Here is a 23,176-nt window from a genome sequence, read left to right on the forward strand (position 1 = left end):
GATCAACGGGCAGGGTATCCCGGCACCGGATCGGAGTGGAAAATGACGAAAATTGCACTGGCTATTCATGGTGGTTGCGGTGTCATGCCGGAAGACAGCATGACGCCGGAGGAATGGGACGGTGCGCGCCGTGATCTGGCCGCCGCCCTGCGCGCGGGCTATGCGCGGCTGAAGGCCGGTGCCAGCGCGATCGATGCGGTCGAAACCGCTGTCGTGGTCATGGAAGACAGCCCGCATTTCAACGCCGGCCACGGCGCCGCACTTAACGAGAACGGCGTGCACGAACTCGATGCATCGATCATGGACGGGGCAACGCTGGAGGCAGGCGCCATCAGTGCGTCTTGCGCGATCCGCAATCCGATCAAGGCTGCCCGCGCGCTGATGGAAGATGGCCGTGCCGTCTACATGACCGGCCCTGCAGCCGACCGTTTTGCCGAAGCCAAGGGTCTGCAGGTCGAGCCGCAATCCTATTTCACCACGCAGAAGCGGGTCGATGCGCTGCAAGCTATGAAGCGTCACGCCGCCGCCGGCACGGAAGCAACGGAGAACGAGAAGCACGGCACGGTCGGAGCCGTAGCGCTCGACGCGAACGGCCATCTCGCCGCCGCGACCTCGACAGGCGGCTACACCAACAAGCCTGACGGGCGCGTGGGCGACAGCCCGGTTATCGGTGCGGGCACCTATGCACGCGATGGCGTCTGCGCGGTTTCAGGCACGGGCAAGGGCGAGTTCTTCATCCGCTATGTCGTCGGGCACGAGGTGGCGTCTCGCATCGCCTATCTGCGGCAGGACATCGAGACGGCGACGGATACGCTGATCAACCATGATCTGGCGCTATATCAGATAGGCGCGGGGCTGATCGCGGTGGACGCTCAGGGTGTCGCCGTTGCGCCATACAATACGCCGGGGATGTTTCGCGGCTGGGTGACGCCCGAAGGCAAGGCTTTCGTTGCGACGCATGAACGGGTCTACGAAATCGAGCTGTAACGAGAGTCTGATTGAGCAAGGATGCGGCCCGCGCTCTGCTTCGGAAGTGGAGAGCTGGTCGCGTCGCGGCGCCTAGCGTGCAAGCGTATAACAGCACTGGACGATGGTCTCGCGGCGTGCCCGCGAGAAAAGCTCTCTGCTGTGGATTTGCGTGAAACCCAGCTTTGTCAGCACGCGGCCCGATGCAGGGTTGTCGGATGCATGACCGGATACCAGGTTGGAAAGACTGACTTTCGAGAAGACGAAGCCGATCAGCGCTTGCGCTGCCTCGAAGGCGTAGCCCTTGCCCCAGGCCGATCTTTCCAGCCAAAATAGCCAAGGCTGCCCTCGCTACCGACAATGCAGTCGACATCGACAATCCCGATCATTCTTCCTTCCCGCTCGATGGCGAAACGATAGGCTGTGCCTTCATCCCATTCTCGCCCATGGCTGGAAAACCAGTCTGCTATATCCTTTAGATCAGGAGGATAGGTGGCGTTGCTCAGCATGCGTGCCACATTCCAATCGCTCTGGATTTCCACTGCCCGGTTTGCGTCTGTTTCCGATGTCGGCCGGAGCAGGAGACGGGCTGTCTGGATATGTGAGCGCGGAATAGATCTTGCTGTCACGACAAAACGCCTTCAAGATTGAGTATCACATGCCAGATTGCGATCGGGTTGCCCTATTTCAATGGCGCAACCTTAGTCGGGCTGTGGCGCCGCCGTCGTCTCGCCTTCGGACAACTCGCAGGCGAACAGCACAGGGTCATCGACGCTCGGTACGGGTTGTTCATTCAAGAGAACCTCCACCGCTGCTGCCGCAATCTTCTGGATCGGCTGCTTCACGGTCGTCAGGCGCGGTATCGTCATGCTGGAGAGCGGAATGCCGTCGAAGCCCAGGATGGAAAGGGCCGCGGGTACTGGGATACCCAGATCATAGGCCGCCCTCATGCAGCCGATCGCCTGCTGGTCCGAGCTTGCGAAGATGGCGGTCGGGCGCTCGTTGCGGGCACGCGCGAGAAGATAATTTCCGGCCGAGCGGCCGCTTTCATAGTCGAAGCCCGCCTCGGCGATCAGCGGCGGCTCCGCCAATCGTCCGCCTTCTCCCGCCTGCTTCATTGCGTCGAGATAGCCCTTGAGGCGATCATTGGCGGGAACGGAATGCTGAGGGCCTGAAATGAAGCCGATGCGGCGATGACCAAGCTTCAAAAGATAGTCGATGCCAAGCCTAACCCCGCTGCGATGATCCGAAGCGATCCCGGAATATCCGGGCATCAGGCGATCGACGACGACGATCGGCAGTCCCTTCGGCAGCTTCAGTGTATGGAAATCGTTGCTCGGCACCAGGATGATGCCATCGACCTTCCGGCTTGTCAGCTGCCCGATCCGGTCCGCCTCCTTTGCGGCATGATCGAAGGACGTCATGACGATGATGTTGTAACCGTGCTTTGCAGCGGCCTGCTCGGCAGATTGGACTAGTTCCGAGAAGAAGGGATTGGTCAGATCCGGAATGACGATGCCTATGAGGCGGCTGACCTTGCTGCGCATGCTTCTTGCGGACGGATCGGGCAAATAGCCGAGGTCCTTTATGATGCCGCTGACACGCGCTCTCACTTCCTGCGTGACGGAGGGATGGTCATTCAAGACTCTCGAAACGGTCCCGGTAGACACTCCGGCGAGCTTGGCAACGTCTCGGATCCCGACCTTTGGCATAACGGCAACACATGTCCTTCATCTTCGTCTTCAGCCGCCGCAAAAGGCGTCTGAGCCGGGCTTGCAGATAGCGGTCTCTAGCGCCTTCATCAAAGCGCCGCATCCTAAATTTGCCTGCCGCCGCGCTCATGCAACGGAAACAGCGGGATGCCCTTTGGAAACGGTTCAATGTACATACTGCAGCATATGATAAAAATTGCAATCCATGCTGTTTTTAGGCCGGTTTATGGCGCCTTGACAATTTTCGGAGGCATTGCTACCCAATAGATGTTGGAAACGGTTCATTGTCGCCGACAACTCAGGTGGAGCTGAGCCCAGAGCCGTTCGGGAGGAAAGAAATGTCCAATTCCACTAAGCATGAATCCGTCTTGTTCAATGCGCCGCGTCGCGCTGCGTTGAAGCTCGGTCTCGCAGGCACGTTGGTGCTTGCATTGTCCTGCGGCGTGTCGCCCGCCTTTGCTGCCGGCAAGCCCAAGGTCGGCTTGATCATGAAATCCTTGTCCAATGAGTTCTTCAAGCAGATGAAGGCCGGCGCCGACAAATATGCGGCTGAGAACAAGGACAAGTTCGACTTCAAGGCCGTCGGCATGAAGGACGAGCGTGACTTTGCCGCGCAGGTCGATGCCGTCGAGAATTTCGTGACGCAGAAATACGACATCATCGTCGTCGCGCCGGCCGATTCCAAGGCTATGGCCACCCCGCTTGCAAAGGCCGTGAAGGCCGGCGTCAAGGTCATCAACATCGACGTGCCGCTCGATGCCGACGCGAAGAAGGCAGCCGGTATCGATCTCGCCTTCTTCGGGCCTGACAACAAGGAAGGCGCCAAGCTTGCAGGCGACGCGCTTGCCAAGGATCTGGGGCCAGGTGCAAAAGTCGTGATCCTCGAAGGCAATCCGGAGGCCGACAACGCCAAGGAGCGCAAGGAAGGCTTCGTGGACTCCATCAAGAGCGGCAAGCTTGAGCTTCTCGACAGCAAGACCGCGCATTGGGAGACGGAAGAAGCCAACACCGTCATGACGAATTTCCTGACGAAGTATAAAAATATTCAGGGTGTTATGGCTGCCAATGACTCCATGGCCCTCGGCGTCGTCAAGGCGCTGGATGCGTCCGGACAGAGCGGCAAGATCAAGGTTGTCGGTTTCGATAACATTCCGCCGGTCAAGCCGCTGATCAAGGATGGCAAGATGCTCGCCACCGTCGAGCAGTACGGCGCGGAAATGGCTGTCATGGGCATCAAGTACGGACTTCGCGAACTTGGCGGTGAGAAATTCAGCGGCTGGGTCAAGACTGACATCAAGCTCGTCACCACCAAGGACGTCAAATAGTCTACACTATCGGCTTTGAGGCCAAGGGTGGCGCCGGTTTCTGACCGGCGCAATCCATTACCGACCGCTTCCTCTGCTCGTTGCTCCGGACAGGCCGTTTCCGAACCGTCCCGGTGCACGCAGCGCGGAAGGGTGACCATCTCCCATTCGAAATAGAACATGCATGAGGTGGACGTGTCAGGCACTGACGATAATTTCATCCTGAAGCTGGACGGAATAGGCAAGCGCTTCCCGGGCGTCGTGGCGCTCAGGAATGTCTCCATGCAGATCGGTCGCGGCAAGGGACATATTCTGCTTGGTGAGAACGGTGCCGGAAAGTCCACCCTGATCAATTTGCTCGGGGGTGTTTTCAGGCCGGACGACGGCCACATCCTGTTTGATGGCCAGCGTTACGATCCATCCTCGCCGCTGGAGGCGTTCAAGGCAGGCATTCGTGTCATCCATCAGGAACTGCATCCTCTTTCCAATCTCACGGTTGCCGAAAATCTGCTCTTCGAGCATCTCCCTCGCCGATACGGCCTGGTGAACTACAAGGAAATGAACGGCAGGGCGGCTGAACTCCTGGCCGAGGTTGGCCTCGATGTGGCGCCGACGACGCTGGCGAGCCGCTTGAGCGTTGCGCAGCTTCAGCTGCTCGAGATCGCCAAGGCGCTCTGCTACGAAAGCAAACTTCTCGTTCTTGATGAGCCGACGGCGACCTTGACCTCCAAGGAAGTCGATCGCCTCTTCGAAATTCTGAAGCGGCTGAAAGCGCGTGGCGTCACGACGCTCTACATCTCCCACAGGCTGGAAGAGATCTTCGAAGTCGGTGACGATGTGACTGTCCTTCGCGATGGCCAGCATGTCATCACGCGGCCGCTTGCAGGGTTGGGCATCCCGCAAATCGTCGAACTGATGGTCGGGCGGACACTCTCGGATCATGGTGCGTTTCGCGGTGACAGCGTCCTATCCGGCGAAGCGCTCGGGGTTTCCGGCCTGAAGGTCACGCGCAACAGCCCGGAGCTGTCATTTTCCGTCGCCAAAGGCGAAATCGTCGGCATTGCCGGCCTGGTCGGCAGCGGCCGGACGGAAGCGGTTCGCGCCATATTCGGTGCCGATACGAAGGCTGCCGGGGAAATTCGCATCAATGGCGAACGGGTCGAGATCGGCTCTCCGAAGGACGCGGTTGCCGTCGGGCTGTGCCTGGCGACAGAAGATCGCAAGATGCAGGGCCTGATGCTCGACATGAGCTGCGCCGAAAACACCACGATAACCGATCTCGGCAAGGTCTCCCGTAACGGTCTGATCAGTCGAGAGATAGAGGATGATTATTCGCAGCGTCTTGTACGGGAGTTGCGAATAAAAACGCCCTCCATTCATCAGATAGTCAGGACGTTTTCCGGTGGTAATCAGCAAAAGGTGGTCATTGCCAAATGGCTGTTCCGCGGCCCGAAGGTGCTGATTTTCGATGAGCCGACCCGCGGCATCGATGTGGGGGCAAAGGCCGAAATCTACGATCTTCTGTGGAAATTCGCCGCCGAAGGGAAGGGCGTTCTGGTCGTCTCTTCAGACCTGCCGGAACTCATCGGCATATGCCACCGCATCATCGTTCTGTCGGACGGCAAGATCGCCGGAGAAATAGCTCGGGACCAATTCGAAGAGAGCAGGATCCTCTCACTCGCTTACAAGGAGTACAGTCGTGTCCGGCAACATTGAACAAACGACCGAGGCGAAAGAGAGCAGCTTCTGGGACAAGCTCATTCGAATCTCGATGAAGGAGGCGGGCGTTACGATCGCCCTCGTTCTGATCCTGATATTCTTCTCGGCCACCGCGCCATATTTCGCGACTCCGGAGAATTTTCTGAAGATCTTCGTACAGATCGCCATCAACACCGTGCTTGCCTCGGGGATGACCTTCGTCATCCTCGTCGGCGGCATCGATCTCTCCGTCGGCTCGCTGCTTGCCCTTTGCACTGTTATCGGCGCGACGATCATGGTCGATCCCAGGCTTTCTCCATGGCAGGCGATCATTCTGGCGTCGCTCGCCTCCATGGGCACGGGCGCCGTCCTTGGCGCGATCAATGGCTGGGTGTGCGAGAAGTGGAAGCTTCCGTCCTTCATCGTCACGCTCGGCATGCTGAACGTTGCAAGCGGTCTTGCGCGTGTTGTCAGCGACAATTCGACCATCACCGGCCTGCCGCAGCCTTTCGTCGATTTCGGCAACCTGATCTTCTGGGATATACTCCCATCGATCTTCTTGATTGCGGTCGTCGTCGTCCTCATCGGTTGGTTTGTGCTGCGCTACACGGTGTTCGGCCGCTTCGTCTTCGCGGTCGGCACCAATGAGGAGGCGGTCCGACTGTCGGGGCACGAGCCAAAAAAGATCAAGATCGCGGTCTTCACGATTTCCGGGCTGACGGCGGGCATTGCAGCCATGGTCTATCTGCTGCGCCTCAATGTCGGCAGCCCTGTCGCTGGTATCGGCTATGAGCTGAATGCCATCGCCGCAGTCATTATCGGCGGAACCAGCCTTTCGGGCGGCAAGGGATCGATCGTCGGCACGCTGGTGGGTGCCTGCATTCTGCAGGTGCTGTCCACGGGGCTGCAGCTGCTCGGTGCTGACGACAACATCAAGCCGATCGTCATCGGTGCCGTCATCGTGCTGGCAGTCATTCTCGATAGCTATCGCGGCCGGTTGATGCGGATACTTGAAACGCGGTGATTTGCCGCTGAATTTCAACGACTTCCAATAAGGCGCGGGGTTCACCTCGCGCCTTTGTCGTTCCGAGAGTGGCATGCTGCGCTATTTCAGAAAGTTGAAATATTTCTGAGGCTTCGCCCCCGATGTACCGTCGGAGCGAGAGTGTACTTCTGCGCGACAGGACCGTTGTATACGCAGAAATATAATGATAGCGATTGGCACCCTTTCAGGAGAATTCCATGCGCCGTCGCCATCTGCTTTTCATTGCGAAAATTTCCCTCCTTTTCGCTAGCTTGCTGTTTTCCGCTCCCGCCTGGGCCGACCGTATCGTCACCGACCAGATCGGCCGTCAGGTGCATATTCCGGACACAGTCAACCGGATCGTCATCCTGCAGCATCAGACGCTCAATATCGCGGTTCAGCTCGATGCGATGGACAAGGTGGTCGGCGTTCTCGACGAATGGAAGAAGCAGCTGGGCGCCAATTATGTACTGCTGGCGCCGCAACTGCCCAATCTGCCGATGCCGGGCGGCCTGACGAAGGTCAATATCGAAGAGCTCTTGAAATTGAAGCCGGACGTGGTCTTCGTGACCAATTATGCACCAGCCGATATGGTGAAGCAGATCGAGGATGCCGGCCTTCCCGTCGTGGCGATCTCGCTTCTTGATGTCCCGCCGGAAGAAGCCGTCAAGCTCAATCCCTCTGTCAAGGATGAGCCGGCTGCGATCGATTCCGGCTTTGCGACCGGCGTGCGGCTCATCGCCGATGTTCTCGGTCGCAAGGACAAGGGCGAGGAGATGATTGCGGTCACCAAGAAGACCCGCAAGCTCGTTGCCGACCGCCTTGCCGATATTTCGGAAGACAAGCGCGTGCCGGTCTATATGGCCAATCCCGACCTTACGACTTACGGCCGCGGTAAATATACCGGCCTGATGATGGAGCGCGCCGGTGCCCGCAACGTGGCCAATTCGATCAGCGGCTTCAAGCAGGTGACGATGGAAGACGTGCTGAAATGGAATCCCGCCGTGATCTTCGTTCAGGAGCGCTACCCCGCCGTCGTTGGTGACATCAAGAAGGCTGCCTCCTGGCAGACCATCGATGCCGTCAAGAATGGCCGCATCTATTTGATGCCGGAATATGCCAAGGCATGGGGCTATCCGATGCCGGAGGCGATGGCGCTCGGCGAACTCTGGATGGCGAAGGAGCTTTATCCCGAGCGCTTCAAGGATATCGACATGCAGAAGGAAGCGGACGCCTACTACAAGGAATTCTACCGCACCGATTATCGCGCGGCGCAATGAGCGCCAGCGCTTTCCCGCGGCGGGCGCCACAGGCTGTTATCGCCATGTTGGCGATCCTGCTTTCGGTTGCTGCGGTCGTCTCGCTCGGGATGGGGCGTTACGACATTCCATTCCCGCGGGTCGTCGAAATTCTCTGGTCGCCGATCTCGGCACCTGCAGTGCCCATAACGGCGACTGAGGCCAATGTCGTCTTCACGGTACGCATGCCGCGCATCCTGCTGGCGCTGTTGACGGGCGCGGGCCTCGCCCTGTCTGGGGCGACGCTGCAGGGGGTGTTCCGCAATCCTCTGGTCGGGCCGCAGGTCGTCGGCGTTTCCTCCGGGGCCGCTTTCGGTGGTACGCTCGCCATCCTATTGAGTTTCTCGCGTTATGGCCTGCTCGGCTCAGCCTTTGCCTTCGGGCTGTCCGCTCTCATCATCGTCTATGCCCTGAATGGTATTGTCGCGCGCCGCAACATCCTGGCGCTGGTGCTTGCAGGCGTCGTCGTCAGCGGCTTCTTCGGGGCGCTGGTAAGTCTTGTCCAATATCTCGCCGACTCCGAGGATAAGCTGCCCGCCATGGTCTTCTGGCTGCTCGGCAGCTTTGCGACGGCTAACTGGGAGAAACTCTCGCTGGTTATCGGTCCGGTCGTGATTTGTGGCCTGCTGTTGCTGGGTCTGCGCTGGCGTATCAACCTGCTGTCGATCGGCGATGAGGATGCTCGTGCGCTCGGTGTTAATGTCGAGCCGCTGCGCTGGCTGATCCTGATACTCGTTTCCTGCATCGTCGCGGCGCAGGTTGCCGTCAGCGGCATCATCGGCTGGGTAGGGCTTGTCGTGCCGCATATGGCGCGCATGCTTGTCGGTCCGGATCATCGTCTGATGATGCCGGCTTCTCTGCTGATCGGCGGGCTTTATCTGTTGATCATTGACACCGTTGCGCGGACCGCGACAGGTTCGGAAATTCCGCTCGGGATCCTCACGGCGCTGATCGGCACGCCTGTCTTCGCTCTTGTGTTGCGGCAGACCCAGAGAGGCGCGCGTGGCTTCTGATCCGGTCAGGCTGCAAATAATTGGGGCGAGCCAGTCCTACGACGGCGAGCGCTGGCAATTTCGCGATCTCGACTTTGAGCTGAGCGCTGGGGAGATCGTTGCTATCCTGGGGCCGAACGGTCGCGGCAAATCGACCTTGCTGCGCGTGCTGGCCGGGCTTCAAAAGCCGACGTCAGGCCGCATTCAGCGGAACGAGCGGACCGGTTTCGTGCCGCAGGAATTTTCCGGCTCATTTCCCTATTCGGTGCTGGATGTGGTGCTGATGGGCCGCGCTCGCCACATCGGCCTCTTCCAGACGCCGCGCAAGGCCGATGTCGAGAAGGCGATGGTGGCACTGGATGCTACCGGCATGGCCGACTATGCGCGGCGGAACATAGACGCGCTTTCCGGCGGCGAGCGTCAACTCGTGCTGATAGCCCGGGCGCTCGCCGGTGAGAACGCAGTATTGCTGCTCGACGAACCGGCTTCGGCGCTTGATCTCAAGAACCAGGACGTGGTGCTTTCGTTGCTCGCCATGCTCGCCGATCGCGAGGGTTTGGCCATTGCCTTCACGACGCATCAGCCAAACCACGCCGTGGCTGTTGCCGACAAAGTCCTGCTTATGCTCGATCAGGCGAAGGCGGTCTTCGGCTCCACCGACGACGTGATGACCGAGGCCAACCTTGAAGCGCTCTACGGTGTTCCGGTCCGTTCGACGGTGCTTGCAAGTGGCGAACTCATGGAAACGGCTTTCGTACCGCTGTTCAGGCAAGGGAATAAGAGAGGAAATCGCCCGTGAATGATGCAGTTCATGTCCTGTCCGCCGGCAGTCTGCGCCATGCTTTCCCGGCGATCATCGGGGTTTTTGGTCAGGAAACCGGCATTGCCGTTTCGCTGACGCTCGGGCCGGCAGGATTGTTGCGCGAGCAGATCGAGGCGGGCGCAAGATTCGATCTTTTCGCTTCCGCCAATATGGCACATCCGCGGCGTCTTGCTGCCGCCGGTCTGACGGAAGATCCCATATGCTTCGCCCGAAATCGGCTGTGCGTGCTTGCCCGGGCCGATCTCGGCCTGACAACAGAGAATTTTCTCTCAGTTCTATCCGGCCCGGCCGTGAGGATTGGCACGTCGACACCGGGCGACGACCCGGGCGGTGACTATGCTTTCGAGGTTTTTGATCGCATCGAAGCCCGATATCCGGGAAAAGGCGAGGCGCTGAAATCCCGGGCCTGTCAGTTGGTCGGCGGGCGTAATTCGCCGCCGCAGCCACCGCGCAAGAGTGGCGGCTATCTGATTACCGACGGCGAGGTCGACCTCATGATGAGCTACTCCTCGAATGCGCGGCTGTTGGCGGCCGACCCGGCTTTCGCCGTTGTCGATATCCCCGGCGAATTTCAGCCGCTCATCGAGTATGGCGTTGCAATTCGCAGAGATGCGGACATGGAAACGAGGCATTTTAGGGACTTTTTGCTTTCAGCCCGTGGGCAGCAAATCCTGAGCGAAGCCGGCTTTTCTGCCGCCGGCTAATCTGACCGAGCTTAAGGACATGACCCGCGGCTTCGCCGCCATGCGGTTGCGTGATGAGCATTGCCAGCGTGTGCTTCCGTCGAAACCCATAGGACTAAGGGCAAGTAGCTCAAAAGTAATCAGAAGCTTGGTGGCGTACAGGCGCTGATGACCTCGCAAGGAACCGGGCCGACGCAGCGGAAACGATGCGGGCGGCGGCTTTCGAAATAGTAGGCGTCTCCAGGTCCGAGAATGCGCCGTTCGTCGTCGACGGTAACTTCGAGGCGACCGGACAAAACGATGCCGCCTTCTTCTCCTTCATGCACAAGCAGCACCTTGCCGGTATCGGCTCCCGGCTGATAACACTCCTTCAGGATCTGAAGGCTGCGGCCGAACAGGTTCTCGCCGATCTGCCGATAGGAAATCGGACCCTTGCCGATCTCGACGAGTTCCTCGGCTGCATAGAAGGCTTTCTTTGGCGCTTCCGGCTCGAAGGCGAAGAATTCGGCAAGGCCGATCGGGATGCCGTCGAGAATCCGCTTGAGCGCACCGACCGACGGATTGGCCGAATTGGATTCGATCAGCGAGATCGTCGAATTGGTCACGCCGGCGCGTTTGGCAAGCTCGCGCTGCGAAAGGCTGCGCGCCAGACGCAAATGGCGAAGACGATTGCCGATATCGACAGACATTGTGATCCCGCGTTTCAGGTGTTCGAAATATCGAAAACTCTACACATCGCATCAGTAATATCAATAGCTTAAATCAGCATAGAAAAGGACTTGTTCGGCGCAGGAAAATCAATGATGTCAGTGGTAGCGTAATGGAGGCGACGATGGACAAGATCACCCACACCAACACCCCGGTTCTCGACAATTTCTGGATGCCGTTCACGGCAAATCGCCAGTTCAAGGCGGCGCCTCGGCTGCTGGCTGCGGCCGATGGCATGTATTACACCGACGTTGACGGCAACAAGGTGCTGGATGGCACGGCCGGCCTCTGGTGCGTGAACGCCGGCCACGGCCGGAAGAAGATCACCCAGGCAGTCGAGCGTCAGCTTTCGACGATGGATTTCGCCCCCACCTTCCAGATGGGGCACCCGATCGCCTTCGACTTCGCCGCAAAGCTTGCCGCACACGCGCCAGGCGGCCCAAAGGCCGGGCTCGACCGTATATTCTTCACCGGCTCTGGCTCCGAATCCGTCGATACCGCGCTCAAGATCGCCATCGCCTATCAGCGTGCGATCGGGCAGGGCACCCGCACCCGCATCATCGGCCGCGAAAAGGGCTATCATGGTGTCGGCTTCGGCGGCATTTCCGTCGGCGGCCTCGTCAACAACCGCCGCGTTTTCCCGCAGATCCCGGCCGACCACATGCGCCACACGCTTGATGTCGAGCGCAACGCCTTCAGCAAGGGATTGCCGGCGCATGGCATCGAGCTTGCGGAGGATCTCGAGCGGTTGGTGGCGCTGCACGGCGCGGAAACCATCGCCGCCGTCATCGTCGAGCCGATGTCCGGTTCCGCAGGCGTCATTCTGCCGCCGAAGGGTTATCTCGAGCGGCTGCGGGCGATCGCCGACAAATACGGCATCCTGTTGATCTTCGATGAAGTGATCACCGGCTTCGGCCGCCTGGGCACGCCCTTTGCGACGGACTATTTCGGTGTCGTTCCCGACCTTGTGACGACGGCCAAGGGCATCACCAACGGTACCATCCCGATGGGTGCGGTCTTCGCCAGCCGCAAGGTCTATGATGGCCTCATGACTGGCCCGGAAAACCAGATCGAGCTCTTCCATGGCTATACCTATTCGGGGCATCCGGTCGCCTGCGCCGCTGGTCTTGCAACGATGGAAGTCTACGAGGAGGAAGGCCTATTGACGCGTGCCAGCGAGCTGGCGAGCGATTGGGAAAATGCGCTGCATTCGCTGAAGGGACTGCCGCATGTGGTCGACATCCGCAATCTCGGCCTCGTCGGCGCAATCGAGCTCGCCCCACGCGACGGCGCGCCCGGCACGCGTGCTTACGACGTCTTCGTCGACTGCTTCCAGAAGGGGCTGTTGATCCGCGTGACCGGCGACATCATCGCACTGTCGCCGCCGCTCATCATCGAACGCGCTCAGATCGAAACGATCGTCTCCGTGGTCGGCGATGCGCTGAAGAGAGCCGCTTGACAAGTATAAGCCTGGCCGGCGGCAAATCGCCGGCCAGGCTTCCCTCATGCATAATCTGCGCATGGTCTGCAGATGTCGCGCCGCTCCCTCGAATGCCGGCACAAATCCCCGCTCCATTTCGCATTTGCAAGGCTGGCATCAAGAATGCCGGAGCCTTGCAAAACGCCCTTGAACGCAACCCGCGCCAGTGGATTCGGTTCGAAGTGTCGGCAAGGAGAGATAGAAATAGCGCGGACAATCGCGGAAAAGTTCTGTTCTCCCGCCTCTAAAAGCGATATGGCCGAAAACTCCGATGCTTGGTCGGAGGAGAGGATTGCGCGACCGGGCTTTCGCTTGGGCATCCGCGATCTATATCCTCTTGGCCGCCTCCCTTGGCAGGAATCAGTCGTAGCGAGCCGAACTGCATGCAGAGACCGACGATCAAGACTATCGCGCAGGAAACGGGCCTTTCGATCGCCACCGTATCGAAAGCTCTGAAGCATTCGCCGCAGGTTCGCCCGGAAACCCGAGCGATCGTCGTGGCCGCTGCGGAGCGTGTCGGCTACGAGCTGAACATGCACGGCGTGCAGCTGCGGACTGGCAAGACCTATCAGGTCGCTGCCATCATGACGGCGCCCGGACCAAAGCAGCAGGAATGGGAAGGTGTCGAATACGCCCAGCTCCTCAGCGGCATCTCGTGGGCGCTCGAAGAAAGCCCCTATCGTGTTTCCCTCTATGCCGTGCGCTCTTTCGAAGAGAGCCTGGCCGCTATCCGGCAGATCGTCTCGCTGAAGAAGGCCGATGGCATTATCGTTTCTGGCACGCATGCTGATGATCCGCGCGTCCGCATCATGCAGGAGGCCGATTTTCCGTTCGTCACCTATGGCACGACGATCCACAACGATCCGCACGCCTATGTGGATGCCGACAATGAGCAGATGATCCGCCGATCGGTCGCACGGCTTGTCGAGCGTGGCCATCGCCGCATCGCGCTCGTCAATCCAATGTCCGATCTCACCTATGCCATCACCCGGCTCGATGCCTATCGGCATGCTCTGGAAATCGCAGGGCTCTCGTTCGATCCAGAACTCGTCGTTCACGGTCGGCTGACGCCCGCATTTGGTCGGGAAACCGTGCTGACGATGTCCCGTCTGCCTGATCCGCCGACGGCCTATATCTGCGCCAATGAAGCCTCAGCGCTCGGTGCCTTTTCCGGCTTCCATGAACGCGGTCTGGTGCACGGACGCGACGCTGTGATCAACGCGACTGATGATCTCAATGTGAGCCAATATTTCGCTCCTCCGATCACCACCTATTTTCTGCCGATTCACGAGCCGAGCGAGCTGCTTGGGACCTATATTTTGCGCCGCATGGAAGGTGAGTCTCCGGAAAGCCTTCAGGTCCTCATCATGCCGAAGCTGATCGAGCGTTCGGACGATCGCCTGATGCCTCGCGGCTGATCCCACCGCTATTTTCCATATCGCGCCCCTCGATATCTGGCATGTCTTCCAGACATCCAGAGCGGCATTGCTCTGGGTTTTTGTTCCATGCGGCCTCTTTCATGGCTTTGTGGATTTGAAATAAAAACGTTTATATTAATATTGAAAACGTTTATATTCCTTGTTAGGAAGTCGGAGTGAGAAACGAAGATCGGACTGGTAGCACCGAGGAGTTGGGATCTTCATTAGGGGTTTGTCGCGCCCTGCCTGGATGGCTGTGCCGACGTTGAGGAGGAAGAAATGAAGAAATTTGTCGTGACGCTTGCGTTTGCCATGCTGGCCGCGGGCGCTGCTCAGGCCGCCGATCTCGGCGGCAAGCTGCTCAAGGTCGGCTCGGATACAACTTCGCCGCCGATGGAGAGCATCGATCCGGCGAGCGGCCAGATCGTCGGTTTCGACGTTGATGTCGTCAACGCCATCTGCACCAAGATCCATTGCCAGGCCGAGTTCGTGACGACGGGCTGGGATGGTATCTTCGCCGCGCTCGATCAGGGCAATTTCGATCTCGTAGCCTCTGGCGTGTCGATCACCGACGAGCGCAAGAAGGCCATGGATTTCTCCGATCCCTATATCGTCAACAGCCAGGTCATCCTGACGCGCGCAGAAGATCAGGGTATGACGCTCGAGCAATTCAAGGCGCAGGGGCGCAAGCTTTCGGCGCAGGCCAATACGACCGATGCCCAGGTTGCAGAGGGTCTCGTCGGCAAGGAAAACGTTGGCGCCTACGACACGTTCAGCGCGGCGATCATCGCGCTCAAGAACAAGGATGTCGACGGCGTCGTCATCAACGGTGCGAATGCCGCAGCCTATGAGCGCGAATTTGCCGGCCAGCTGGTAGCGGCCATCAAGGGACTGCAATCCGATCCGATCGGGCTGGTCTTCCGTAAGGGCGACGCGAATGCTGCTGCCTTCAACGAAGGTCTGCAGGAGATCAAGAAGGACGGCACGCTGGACAAGCTGATCGCCAAATATTGGGGCCTCAAGTAAGTTTTTGCCGGGAGCGCGTCGCCGCGCTCCCGGCACCGTCTGCTCGATCTGGCGCTGGAGGCCGGAATGTTATTCATCAAAAGCGTGCGGCCCAGCAACCTGATCATTCTCGCGGCGCTGCCTTTCAGCGTTTATCTGTTCGCATCCTCGCCGGACTATCAGCGTTCGCTGCAAGCCATCCTTGGCGTGGAGCCCGGATCTTCGGCTTTCGTGCCCGGCTTCTTATTGCTGACGGCCGCGTTCGGGTCCGGTATTGCCGTCCTTTATCTGTCGCGGGCGAAAGTTGCGCGGCCGCGCCTGACCATCACCGTGACGCTTCTTGGCCTCATCGCGACCGCTGCGATCCTTGCAGGCGATATGGTTCATCCCTTCATTGCCTCGGTGGTCGCCAACAGCGTCGATCCCTTCAAGTCCGATCTTGTCGTCAAGGGTGTGACGCCTCGTCAGCTGACGCCGACGGCCGATGTGATGGTGCGACAAGTGGAGGCCTGGATCTGGCCGGCCTATGCCGTACTGCTCGTGGCCGGTCTCAGCCTGCTCGCCATCGGTAGTCGCGTCTCGATCCCGGCTGAAAGCGCTGCGCGTTGGGCAGGGGCGTGGCTCCTTGGCGTGATCAACGGTGCCGGCCTAGCCTTTGTTTTCCTGATTGCCTATATCGCTTTCGCCTCAGGTCTTGCCACCACGATCCGAGCGGCGATAGCGGCCTATCTATTGGCCGCATTTCTTGGCCTCCTCTGGGTCGGTCTGCAGAAGCTGCGTTATACGCGTTCAAGCCTGATCGGCTTCGTGGCGATGACGTTTGGCCTTGCTGCTCTTTCCACCTGGTTCCTGCTGCAGCCGCGTGACAACTACGTTCTGGCAGGTACGCTTGGCGGCAAGATCGGCATCGTCACCAACACACCATCAGGGCTGATCAGTGCAGTGCGCTTCGGCCAGTATGAGGGTGCGCCGAAGGCGGAAACGCCGCTCAGGACCTTCGTCGCTCCTCCACAGGCCATCGAGGCTGTCGGCAAGAAACAGGATGTCAGCGGTGCCTTGCTGCCCGAAGCATCGGTTCCGTCCGACTGGCCGGTTATCTGGCGCACGCAGGCGTTGAACGACCGTGATCGTGCCGCGGGTATCACCTTCTCGGTCGTTGCCATCGTGATCGGCCTCCTGACCCTCGGCGGCTTTCTCCATCGCCGGCATCCGTTGTCGATCGGTTCGGAATTCATTGTCGATACGATCCGCGGCATTCCGATGCTGGTCATCGTTCTCTATGTCGGCCTGCCGCTCAGCGGCGCCTTGAAGGATGCGACGCAGGGCGTCTTAGATCCTCCGAACCTGATGCGCGGCATCGTCGCGATGGCACTGGCCTACTCGGCCTATCTCGCCGAAATTTTCCGTTCCGGAATCAACGCCATCCCAGTCGGCCAGATAGAGGCTGCGGCAAGCATCGGGCTCAACCGCTGGCAGACTGCCCGGTTGATTATCATCCCGCAGGCATTCCGCATCATCATCCCGCCGCTCGGCAACGAACTCATCGCCATCTTGAAGGACACGTCGCTTCTGTCGATCCTGTCGATCCGCGACATCACGCAGCGCATGCGCGAGTTCCAGTCGGCAAGCTTCCTGCCCTTTGCGCCCTATAACTCCGCAGCGGTTCTCTACATCCTGCTGACGCTTGCTGCCGCAAGCTTCGTGAGCCTCATCGAGAAGAAATATGACGTCAAGCACCGCTAACAGCTCTTCGCGGTCGCAGGAACGGGGCACGGTTCTGGTGACCGGTGCATCGCGCGGTCTCGGCAAGGCGCTTGCCGAACTCTATGCCGGTGACGGCTGGCGCGTGCTGGCTTGCGCACGCCAGCAGCTGTTGGGAGCGGCAGCTTCGATGCTGTCCTATCCTCTCGACGTCAGCGATGCGGTATCGATCGAAACTTTGGGAAAGATACTCGAAGGCACGGCGATCGATATCGTGATCAACAACGCGGCGGTTCGCGGCGATACTGGCGGACTGATGTCGCTGCGGGCGGATGATTTCATGGAGGTCATGCGGATCAACGCGCTCGCGCCGCTGCTGGTCGCGCGGGCCCTCAAGCCAAATCTCCTCGCGGGACGGCGCAAGCTGTTGGTCAACATCAGCAGCCGCGCCGGCTCGCTTGCGGAGGGAACACTTGACGATGACGACGGCGACTATGCTTACCGCTGTTCGAAGGCCGCGTTGAATATGGCGACGGTAAAGCTCGCGCAGGACTTCCAGCGTGACGGCATTGCTGTGATTTCACTGCATCCGGGTTGGATTCGCACCGACATGGGCGGTCCGGATGCAGTCGTCGACATCGCGCAAAGTGCGCAGGGTCTGAAAGACTTGATCGACACGACGACGATGGCCGACAGCGGCAGTTTCCGGGCCTATGACGGCCGGACTGTATCCTGGTAAGAGAAAGGGTGGGGCAATGACCGACGCGAACGGAAAACATGGCGGCGAGATCGAAATGATCGGCGCGCTTCTCCGCGACAGCTATGGCATTTCGGGCAAGATCACCGCACTACCGGGCGAGCACGACCTAAACTATTGCATCGAGGCGGAGGATGCAGAGCGCTTTCTGCTCAAGCTGCATGCCCCCGCCGAGGCGGACGACCTCGAGATGCAAATTGCCGTGCTCGATCATCTCGCTCACGCTGCTCCGCAGCTTCCGATCTCGCGCCCGCTGGCGGATAGAAGCGGTGCAACGGCGATCGCTGCAGAACTGCGTGGCAAACGTACCGCTCGGTTATTGACGTGGCTGCCTGGCAGCGTCTGGGCGAAATCACCGACACGCGGCAGGCAAAGCGTTGTTACGCTCGGCCGCTTGCTTGGTGAGATGGATCGCAGCCTCGAGAACTTCAGCCACCCAGGCGCCAAACGCTCTTATGCATGGGATATCGGCCGTGCCGGCATGCATCTGGAAAATCTCGTCTTCATCACCGACGAGGACAAGCGACAGGTCGTGAGGGCCATTCTTGAATGCTTCGCCAGCGAGGTGCTGCCATGGCTGCAGCGATGCCCGCGTCAGGTCATCCATAACGACGCCAATGACTACAACGTCCTGCTCGACGAGACCGGTGCCGCCAGCGGCCTGCTCGATTTCGGCGATATGGTCGAGACTTGGCGGGTCATCGAAATCGCGGTTGCCGGCGCGTATGCGCTGATCGGTGCGGAAGATCCGGTCGATACGATCGGTCGCCTCGCTGGCGCCTATCACGCCGTCAACCCGATCAGCGAGATCGAAGCTGAGTTGATTTTCGATCTGACTTGCACGCGCTATGCGGTGAGCATGTGCATGGCGGCTAAGCAGATCCGCGACAATCCGGAGAACACTTACCTTCTGGTGAGCCAGGAGGATGTCTGGCGCGAACTGCAGCGCCTGCAACGCGAGAATCGCTCGCTGGCGATTGCCCGCATCCGCGATGCGTGCGGCTTCGATCCGATCCCGCACGGCACCCGCATCGAGCGCTGGCTGGAACGAAACGCTCATGACTTCGCCAGGATCTTCAAGCCGTCGATTGTGGGGCCGAAGGTCTTGGCACTCGATTTGACCGCTGCGGGACCGGATGCCGACACCTGGGCGTCACTCGATGCCACTGGCGCGGCCCGCTTGATCGAAGAGCGTGTCGAACAGGCTGGGGCCGATTTTGCGATCGGTCTCTACGGAGAGGATCGCAATATCTACAAGAGCGATGCCTATCGGACGCCGACGGCTGGTCAGCGCCAGAGCATCCATCTTGGCATCGATCTCTTCGGGCGAGCGAAAGAGCCGGTACATGCGCCTTTCGTCGGGACGGTTGCTTTCATTCACGATGATGCAGTCGAGTTCGGCTTCGGCCCTACGGTGTTACTCGAACATCGCACGAATGATGGGGATGTCTTCTGGACCCTCTATGGCCATCTTTCGCGTGAGAGCATCATCGAGCTTTCAGTGGGGCAGGAGATCGGCAAGGGCGAGGCTTTCTGTACCCTCGGCGAGGCTTCGGAAAACGGCAACTGGTCCCCGCATCTGCATTTCCAGATCGTCACGGATCATCTCGGTCTCGGTGCGCAGATGCATGGCGTCGGCGTGCGCGACCAATGGCAGGTGTGGCGGGCCATCAGCCCCGATCCGAGCGTGGTCTTCGGTTTCTCTAAGCCTGCCTCGGTCGTCGTCGCGAGGGACAAGGATTTTCTGGTGCGAGAGCGTCATCGTCGCATTGGCCGTTCGCTCAGCATCGCCTATTCCGCGACGCCGCTCAAAATCGTCGGCGGTGAGGGAGCCTATCTGATCGATGAGGAAGGCACCCGCTGGCTCGACATGGTCAACAATGTCTGCCACGTCGGCCATTGCCATCCCCGCGTGGTGAAGGCGGCACAGGCGCAGATCGGCAAGCTCAATACCAATTCGCGCTATCTGCATGACTCGCTGGTGGAATATTCGCGCCGTCTGGCAAGCCTTTTTCCCGATCCGCTCAATGTCTGCTTCTTCGTCAATTCCGGCAGCGAAGCGAACGATCTCGCGATCCGGCTGGCGCGCGCCTATACCCGTAACCACGATATCATCACGGTCGATCATGCCTATCATGGGCATCTGTCGAGCCTGATCGATGTCAGCCCCTATAAGTTTGACGGTAAGGGCGGAGAAGGGCGTCCGCGGCATGTTCGCGTCGCCGAGATGCCCGATCTTTATCGTGGCCGATTCCGCTATGGCGATGCGGATGCCGGCCGCAAATATGCGGAGGACGTGCGCAACCAGGTTTCCGCTCTTGCGGTGGAAGGTCGTCGTCCCGCGTTGTTCTTCAGCGAGGGCATTCTCGGGACCGGTGGTCAGCTGACGCTCCCGGCCAATTATTTGAAGGAAGCCTATGCCCATGTGCGGGCTGCGGGCGGTCTTTGTCTGGCCGATGAAGTTCAGGTCGGCTTCGGGCGCGTTGGCAGCCACATGTGGGCGCATGAATTGCAGGGCGTGGTGCCTGACATTGTCACCATGGGCAAGCCGATCGGCAATGGTCATCCGATGGCCGCTGTGGTGACGACGGAAGCCATCGCAGCCTCGTTCGCCAATGGCATGGAGTATTTCAACACCTTCGGCGGTAATCCCGTTTCGGCCGAGATCGGTCTTGCCGTTCTCGATGTCATCCGCGACGAGCGGCTGATGCACCATTGCCGTGTCGTCGGCGACCGGTTGTTGGACGGTGTGCGTTCACTCGCTGCGCGTCACGAGATCATCGGCGATGTGCGCGGCCACGGCCTCTTCAACGGCGTCGAGCTCGTCCGTGATCGCGAAACGCTGGAGCCCGCAGCCGCCGAGCTGGACTTCGTGATTGCGGAGATGAAGCGCAACCATCGCATCCTGCTCAGCAGCGAAGGCCCGCACCATAACGTGCTGAAGGTGAAGCCGCCGGCACCGTTCAGCACCGAAGATTGCGATCGGTTCCTGGGGGCGCTGGACGAGACCTTGTCCCGCCTGCCGGGCCGCTAAGCTTCCGCCCCACAATAGAGATCAAGCCGCAATAGTTTTGGCGGCGATATAAACGTTTAAATTTCGACTGCGACAAGGGTGATGCCCGACGTTCGGCGACTTGAATGATGAAGGACAAGACAGTGCACAAGCCGCTCGCCAGACAGAACAATTTCGATGCAAGCCGGCAGGAGGCCGGCATGCTGGAACTTGGCGTCTGCTATTACCCGGAGCAATGGCCGCGGGAAAAATGGGAAGAGGATGCCGCTCGCATGGTGGAGCTGGGGCTTGCCTGGGTGCGCATCGGCGAGTTCGCCTGGTCGCGCATCGAGCCGCAACCCGGCGTCTTCCATTGGGAATGGTTCGACGAGGCGGTCGACGTGCTCGGCAAGGCGGGATTGAAGGTAATCATCGGCACGCCGACGGCCGCACCGCCAAAGTGGCTGGTGGATCGCTATCCCGATATCCTCCCCGTCGATGCTCGCGGCGTTGTCCGCAAATTCGGCGCGCGTCGGCACTACTGCTTCTCCAGCCAGCGCTACCGCCTGGAGGCCGCCCTCATCACCGAGGCGGTCGCGCAGCGCTATGGGGCGCATCCCTTCGTCCATGCCTGGCAGACCGACAACGAGTACGGCGATCACGACACGATTCACAGCTATTCGAGGGCCGCCCTTCACGCATTCCGCGAATGGCTCGCTGCGCGATATGGCACGATCGCAGAGCTGAACCGCGCTTGGGGCACCACATTCTGGAGCATGCATTACAACAGCTTCGACGAGGTGGATCTGCCCAACAATCTGGTCGAGGAGCCGACCCCGACGCATCTCGTCGATTACTTCCGCTTCTCCTCGGATCAGGTGCAGAGCTTCAACAAGGCGCAGGTTGATCTCATTCGCCGCCATTCGCCTGGCCGGCCGGTGACGCATAATTTCATGTCGCAGAATACCGACTTTGATCACTACAAGGTCGGCGAAGACATCGATATCGCCTCATGGGACGTCTATCCCATGGGTGGGCTTATCAATGGCCGGCTGAGCGCGGAGGAAAAGCAGCGCTATCTGCGTGTCGGCGATCCCGATCAGCCGGCTTTCAACCACGATCTTTATCGGGCAGTCGGCCGCGGCCGTGTCTGGGTGATGGAGCAGCAGCCGGGGCCGGTGAACTGGGCTTCGCACAATCAGTCGCCGGCAGATGGCATGGTGCGGCTCTGGACCTGGCTTGCCTATGCGCACGGCGTCGACATGGTGTCCTATTTCCGCTGGCGGCAGGCGCCTTTTGCGCAGGAGCAATTCCATGCCGGCCTTCTTCTGCCCAATAGCGAGGAGGATCAGGGCTACAAGGAAGTGGCACAGGTCGTTGCGGAGATGAAGCGGCTGCCGAAGGGCGAAGAGCGCGGCAAGGCTTCCGTCGCGCTGCTGCTCGATTATGACTCACGTTTCGCAACTCGTGCCCTGCCGCAGGGGCGTGACTATGCCGCCTCCGCCATTGCGCTAGACTGGTACTCCGCCATCTCGCGCCTCGGTGTCGATGTCGATTTCATCGGGCAGCATTCCGATCTCGATGGATACAGACTGGTGGTGGCGCCGGATCTCGTCATCCCCGATGCGGGCTTTATTGCGCGGCTCAAGGCATCGGACGCGAAGGTTCTGTTCGGCCCCCGCAGCGGCAGCAAGACCCGCGACATGCATATTCCGGCCGATCTGCCGCCGGGTGCGCTCGGAGATATTCTCGATTTCCGGGTCACGCGCGTCGAATCCCTGCCGGCGTTTCAGGCTGAGACGGTGCTCCATGGCAATACCAGCCATCAGACAACCGGATGGCGGGAAACAATCCGGACGACGGAAACAGTACTGGCAACGTTCCAAGGAGACTATCGCCCCGATTCACCGGCTCTGATCGGCAATGAAAAGGCGCGCTACTGCGCAACGCTTCCGCGCGACGAATTCCTGCTGAAGCTGATGGGCGACACGCTCGCCTGGGCGAATGTCGACAGCCTGCCCGATCTCGGCGATTTGCGTCTTTCGCGACGCGGCAAGCTGCATTTCGCCTTCAACTACGGCAGTGCCGCCGCGAGCGCGCCTGCCGCAGCTGATGCGATGTTCCTCGTCGGCGGCAGAAGTGTTGCGCCTGTCGATGTCGCGATCTGGATTCAGTCGACCGAGGATGCGGCGATCAAGTAATTGATTGCGCGATGATCTAGGCAAGTTGCCGTCGCATCGGCAACTTGCCTCTGGGAGAGAGCTTGCCGGAAAACCGTCCTGATCTTCGAGACAGGCGATGCAGCGAGCGTCGTCTTGCCTAGCAATTCTTTGGCGCCGCCGTCCTGCACGGTTCCGGCGAGGATATCATGAACTGGATCTGCATCTGCTCCGACCGCGATCGGAGACGAAAGCGCGCCATGTCGTCTTGCAGGGTACCGATGTCGTTTTCCCGTGCGCGCCACACCCCTAGGCGTGATCTTCTAGCGGTGTTCAAGGTTCCATCGAGATGTCCTCGATGGATAGTCGGGAAACACGCCGCAGGTCGGCGCTGTCCCGTATATGGTATCGGACTGAGTGTCTCGAACACAGCGCTGGCCGACGGGTCGGAAGCCG

At 59.9% G+C, this 23,176-nt stretch carries 19 protein-coding genes; 15 read left to right on the forward strand and 4 right to left on the reverse strand.

Going from position 1 to position 23,176, the window contains the following annotated elements; genetic code table 11:
• Positions 1 to 42 precede the first annotated feature (42 nt).
• The gene (locus tag QD409_RS10375) at positions 43 to 987 is read left to right on the forward strand and encodes an isoaspartyl peptidase/L-asparaginase family protein (protein WP_430762643.1); all 945 of its coding nucleotides are present in this window, start codon (positions 43 to 45) and stop codon (positions 985 to 987) included.
• Positions 988 to 1,059: 72 nt separating this feature from the next.
• Here QD409_RS10375 and QD409_RS10380 read toward each other — a convergent pair whose 3' ends face one another.
• The 3 genes from QD409_RS10380 to QD409_RS10390 form a co-directional block, all read right to left on the reverse strand.
• Positions 1,060 to 1,293 (reverse strand): GNAT family N-acetyltransferase, encoded by a 234-nt coding sequence (locus QD409_RS10380; protein WP_430762740.1) that lies wholly within the window; start codon positions 1,291 to 1,293, stop codon positions 1,060 to 1,062.
• Positions 1,239 to 1,595: a GNAT family N-acetyltransferase gene (locus QD409_RS10385; protein WP_430762644.1), complete on the reverse strand. Its 357-nt coding sequence runs from the start codon at positions 1,593 to 1,595 to the stop codon at positions 1,239 to 1,241. Before QD409_RS10385 ends, QD409_RS10380 begins: the two co-directional genes overlap by 55 nt.
• Before the next feature lie 72 nt (positions 1,596 to 1,667).
• The gene (locus tag QD409_RS10390) at positions 1,668 to 2,678 is read right to left on the reverse strand and encodes a LacI family DNA-binding transcriptional regulator (protein ID WP_092844643.1); all 1,011 of its coding nucleotides are present in this window, start codon (positions 2,676 to 2,678) and stop codon (positions 1,668 to 1,670) included.
• Between the two features lie 338 nt (positions 2,679 to 3,016).
• Between QD409_RS10390 and QD409_RS10395 the strand changes: the two genes are divergently transcribed.
• The 7 genes from QD409_RS10395 (at position 3,017) to QD409_RS10425 (ending at position 10,521) form a co-directional block, all read left to right on the forward strand.
• Positions 3,017 to 4,003 (forward strand): sugar ABC transporter substrate-binding protein, encoded by a 987-nt coding sequence (locus tag QD409_RS10395; RefSeq protein WP_092844641.1) that lies wholly within the window; start codon positions 3,017 to 3,019, stop codon positions 4,001 to 4,003.
• Positions 4,004 to 4,162: 159 nt separating this feature from the next.
• Positions 4,163 to 5,698 carry a sugar ABC transporter ATP-binding protein gene (locus QD409_RS10400; protein ID WP_430762645.1) on the forward strand — a complete coding sequence of 512 codons (1,536 nt, stop codon included), beginning with the start codon at positions 4,163 to 4,165 and terminating at the stop codon, positions 5,696 to 5,698.
• Entirely contained in the window at positions 5,682 to 6,704 is a 1,023-nt protein-coding gene (locus QD409_RS10405) for an ABC transporter permease (protein ID WP_092844637.1), read from the forward strand. Before QD409_RS10400 ends, QD409_RS10405 begins: the two co-directional genes overlap by 17 nt.
• A 218-nt stretch (positions 6,705 to 6,922) precedes the next feature.
• Positions 6,923 to 7,984 carry an ABC transporter substrate-binding protein gene (locus QD409_RS10410; protein WP_430762646.1) on the forward strand — a complete coding sequence of 354 codons (1,062 nt, stop codon included), beginning with the start codon at positions 6,923 to 6,925 and terminating at the stop codon, positions 7,982 to 7,984.
• Complete coding sequence (locus QD409_RS10415) at positions 7,981 to 9,015, forward strand: FecCD family ABC transporter permease (RefSeq protein WP_430762647.1); 1,035 nt, start codon at positions 7,981 to 7,983, stop codon at positions 9,013 to 9,015. The genes QD409_RS10410 and QD409_RS10415 overlap by 4 nt, the downstream gene beginning before the upstream one ends.
• Complete coding sequence (locus tag QD409_RS10420) at positions 9,005 to 9,793, forward strand: ABC transporter ATP-binding protein (protein WP_430762648.1); 789 nt, start codon at positions 9,005 to 9,007, stop codon at positions 9,791 to 9,793. The genes QD409_RS10415 and QD409_RS10420 overlap by 11 nt, the downstream gene beginning before the upstream one ends.
• A complete protein-coding gene (locus QD409_RS10425) occupies positions 9,790 to 10,521 on the forward strand; it encodes a molybdate ABC transporter substrate-binding protein (protein WP_430762649.1) in 732 nt (243 codons plus the stop codon). Before QD409_RS10420 ends, QD409_RS10425 begins: the two co-directional genes overlap by 4 nt.
• A gap of 119 nt (positions 10,522 to 10,640) precedes the next feature.
• On the opposite strand, the gene QD409_RS10430 is transcribed toward QD409_RS10425, so the two are convergent.
• Positions 10,641 to 11,189, reverse strand: coding sequence for a cupin domain-containing protein (locus QD409_RS10430; protein ID WP_092844629.1), 549 nt, complete (start codon positions 11,187 to 11,189; stop codon positions 10,641 to 10,643).
• Between the two features lie 143 nt (positions 11,190 to 11,332).
• Here QD409_RS10430 and QD409_RS10435 point away from each other — a divergent pair, with 143 nt between their 5' ends.
• The 7 genes from QD409_RS10435 to QD409_RS10465 all read left to right on the forward strand — a co-directional run bounded on the left by QD409_RS10435 (position 11,333) and on the right by QD409_RS10465 (position 22,762).
• Positions 11,333 to 12,667, forward strand: coding sequence for an aspartate aminotransferase family protein (locus QD409_RS10435; protein WP_430762650.1), 1,335 nt, complete (start codon positions 11,333 to 11,335; stop codon positions 12,665 to 12,667).
• 404 nt (positions 12,668 to 13,071) lie between these two features.
• Entirely contained in the window at positions 13,072 to 14,106 is a 1,035-nt protein-coding gene (locus QD409_RS10440; protein ID WP_430762651.1) for a LacI family DNA-binding transcriptional regulator, read from the forward strand.
• A gap of 279 nt (positions 14,107 to 14,385) precedes the next feature.
• The gene (locus QD409_RS10445) at positions 14,386 to 15,132 is read left to right on the forward strand and encodes a transporter substrate-binding domain-containing protein (protein WP_430762652.1); all 747 of its coding nucleotides are present in this window, start codon (positions 14,386 to 14,388) and stop codon (positions 15,130 to 15,132) included.
• A 66-nt stretch (positions 15,133 to 15,198) separates the two neighbouring features.
• On the forward strand, positions 15,199 to 16,854 hold the full coding sequence (locus QD409_RS10450) for an amino acid ABC transporter permease (protein ID WP_430762653.1): 1,656 nt from the start codon (positions 15,199 to 15,201) through the stop codon (positions 16,852 to 16,854).
• Positions 16,835 to 17,551 (forward strand): SDR family oxidoreductase, encoded by a 717-nt coding sequence (locus QD409_RS10455; RefSeq protein WP_430762654.1) that lies wholly within the window; start codon positions 16,835 to 16,837, stop codon positions 17,549 to 17,551. The genes QD409_RS10450 and QD409_RS10455 overlap by 20 nt, the downstream gene beginning before the upstream one ends.
• A 16-nt stretch (positions 17,552 to 17,567) precedes the next feature.
• Positions 17,568 to 20,603, forward strand: a complete 3,036-nt coding sequence (locus tag QD409_RS10460) for an aminotransferase class III-fold pyridoxal phosphate-dependent enzyme (protein ID WP_430762655.1) — start codon at positions 17,568 to 17,570, stop codon at positions 20,601 to 20,603.
• 122 nt (positions 20,604 to 20,725) lie between these two features.
• Positions 20,726 to 22,762, forward strand: coding sequence for a beta-galactosidase (locus QD409_RS10465; protein ID WP_430762741.1), 2,037 nt, complete (start codon positions 20,726 to 20,728; stop codon positions 22,760 to 22,762).
• Positions 22,763 to 23,176 lie beyond the last annotated feature (414 nt).

Origin of the sequence: Rhizobium sp. BR 315 (genome assembly GCF_050577975.1) — a bacterium.
Lineage (GTDB): Bacteria > Pseudomonadota > Alphaproteobacteria > Rhizobiales > Rhizobiaceae > Rhizobium > Rhizobium miluonense.

Excerpts from the sequence above, each read along its gene's own strand:
- QD409_RS10375 (WP_430762643.1), top strand. The coding sequence starts at position 43 with ATGACGAAAATTGCACTGGCTATTCATGGTGGTTGCGGTGTCATGCCG.
- QD409_RS10390 (WP_092844643.1), bottom strand. The coding sequence starts at position 2,678 with ATGCCAAAGGTCGGGATCCGAGACGTTGCCAAGCTCGCCGGAGTGTCT.
- QD409_RS10395 (WP_092844641.1), top strand. The coding sequence starts at position 3,017 with ATGTCCAATTCCACTAAGCATGAATCCGTCTTGTTCAATGCGCCGCGT.
- QD409_RS10400 (WP_430762645.1), top strand. The coding sequence starts at position 4,163 with ATGCATGAGGTGGACGTGTCAGGCACTGACGATAATTTCATCCTGAAG.
- QD409_RS10410 (WP_430762646.1), top strand. The coding sequence starts at position 6,923 with ATGCGCCGTCGCCATCTGCTTTTCATTGCGAAAATTTCCCTCCTTTTC.
- QD409_RS10415 (WP_430762647.1), top strand. The coding sequence starts at position 7,981 with ATGAGCGCCAGCGCTTTCCCGCGGCGGGCGCCACAGGCTGTTATCGCC.
- QD409_RS10430 (WP_092844629.1), bottom strand. The coding sequence starts at position 11,189 with ATGTCTGTCGATATCGGCAATCGTCTTCGCCATTTGCGTCTGGCGCGC.
- QD409_RS10435 (WP_430762650.1), top strand. The coding sequence starts at position 11,333 with ATGGACAAGATCACCCACACCAACACCCCGGTTCTCGACAATTTCTGG.
- QD409_RS10440 (WP_430762651.1), top strand. The coding sequence starts at position 13,072 with ATGCAGAGACCGACGATCAAGACTATCGCGCAGGAAACGGGCCTTTCG.
- QD409_RS10445 (WP_430762652.1), top strand. The coding sequence starts at position 14,386 with ATGAAGAAATTTGTCGTGACGCTTGCGTTTGCCATGCTGGCCGCGGGC.
- QD409_RS10450 (WP_430762653.1), top strand. The coding sequence starts at position 15,199 with ATGTTATTCATCAAAAGCGTGCGGCCCAGCAACCTGATCATTCTCGCG.
- QD409_RS10455 (WP_430762654.1), top strand. The coding sequence starts at position 16,835 with ATGACGTCAAGCACCGCTAACAGCTCTTCGCGGTCGCAGGAACGGGGC.
- QD409_RS10460 (WP_430762655.1), top strand. The coding sequence starts at position 17,568 with ATGACCGACGCGAACGGAAAACATGGCGGCGAGATCGAAATGATCGGC.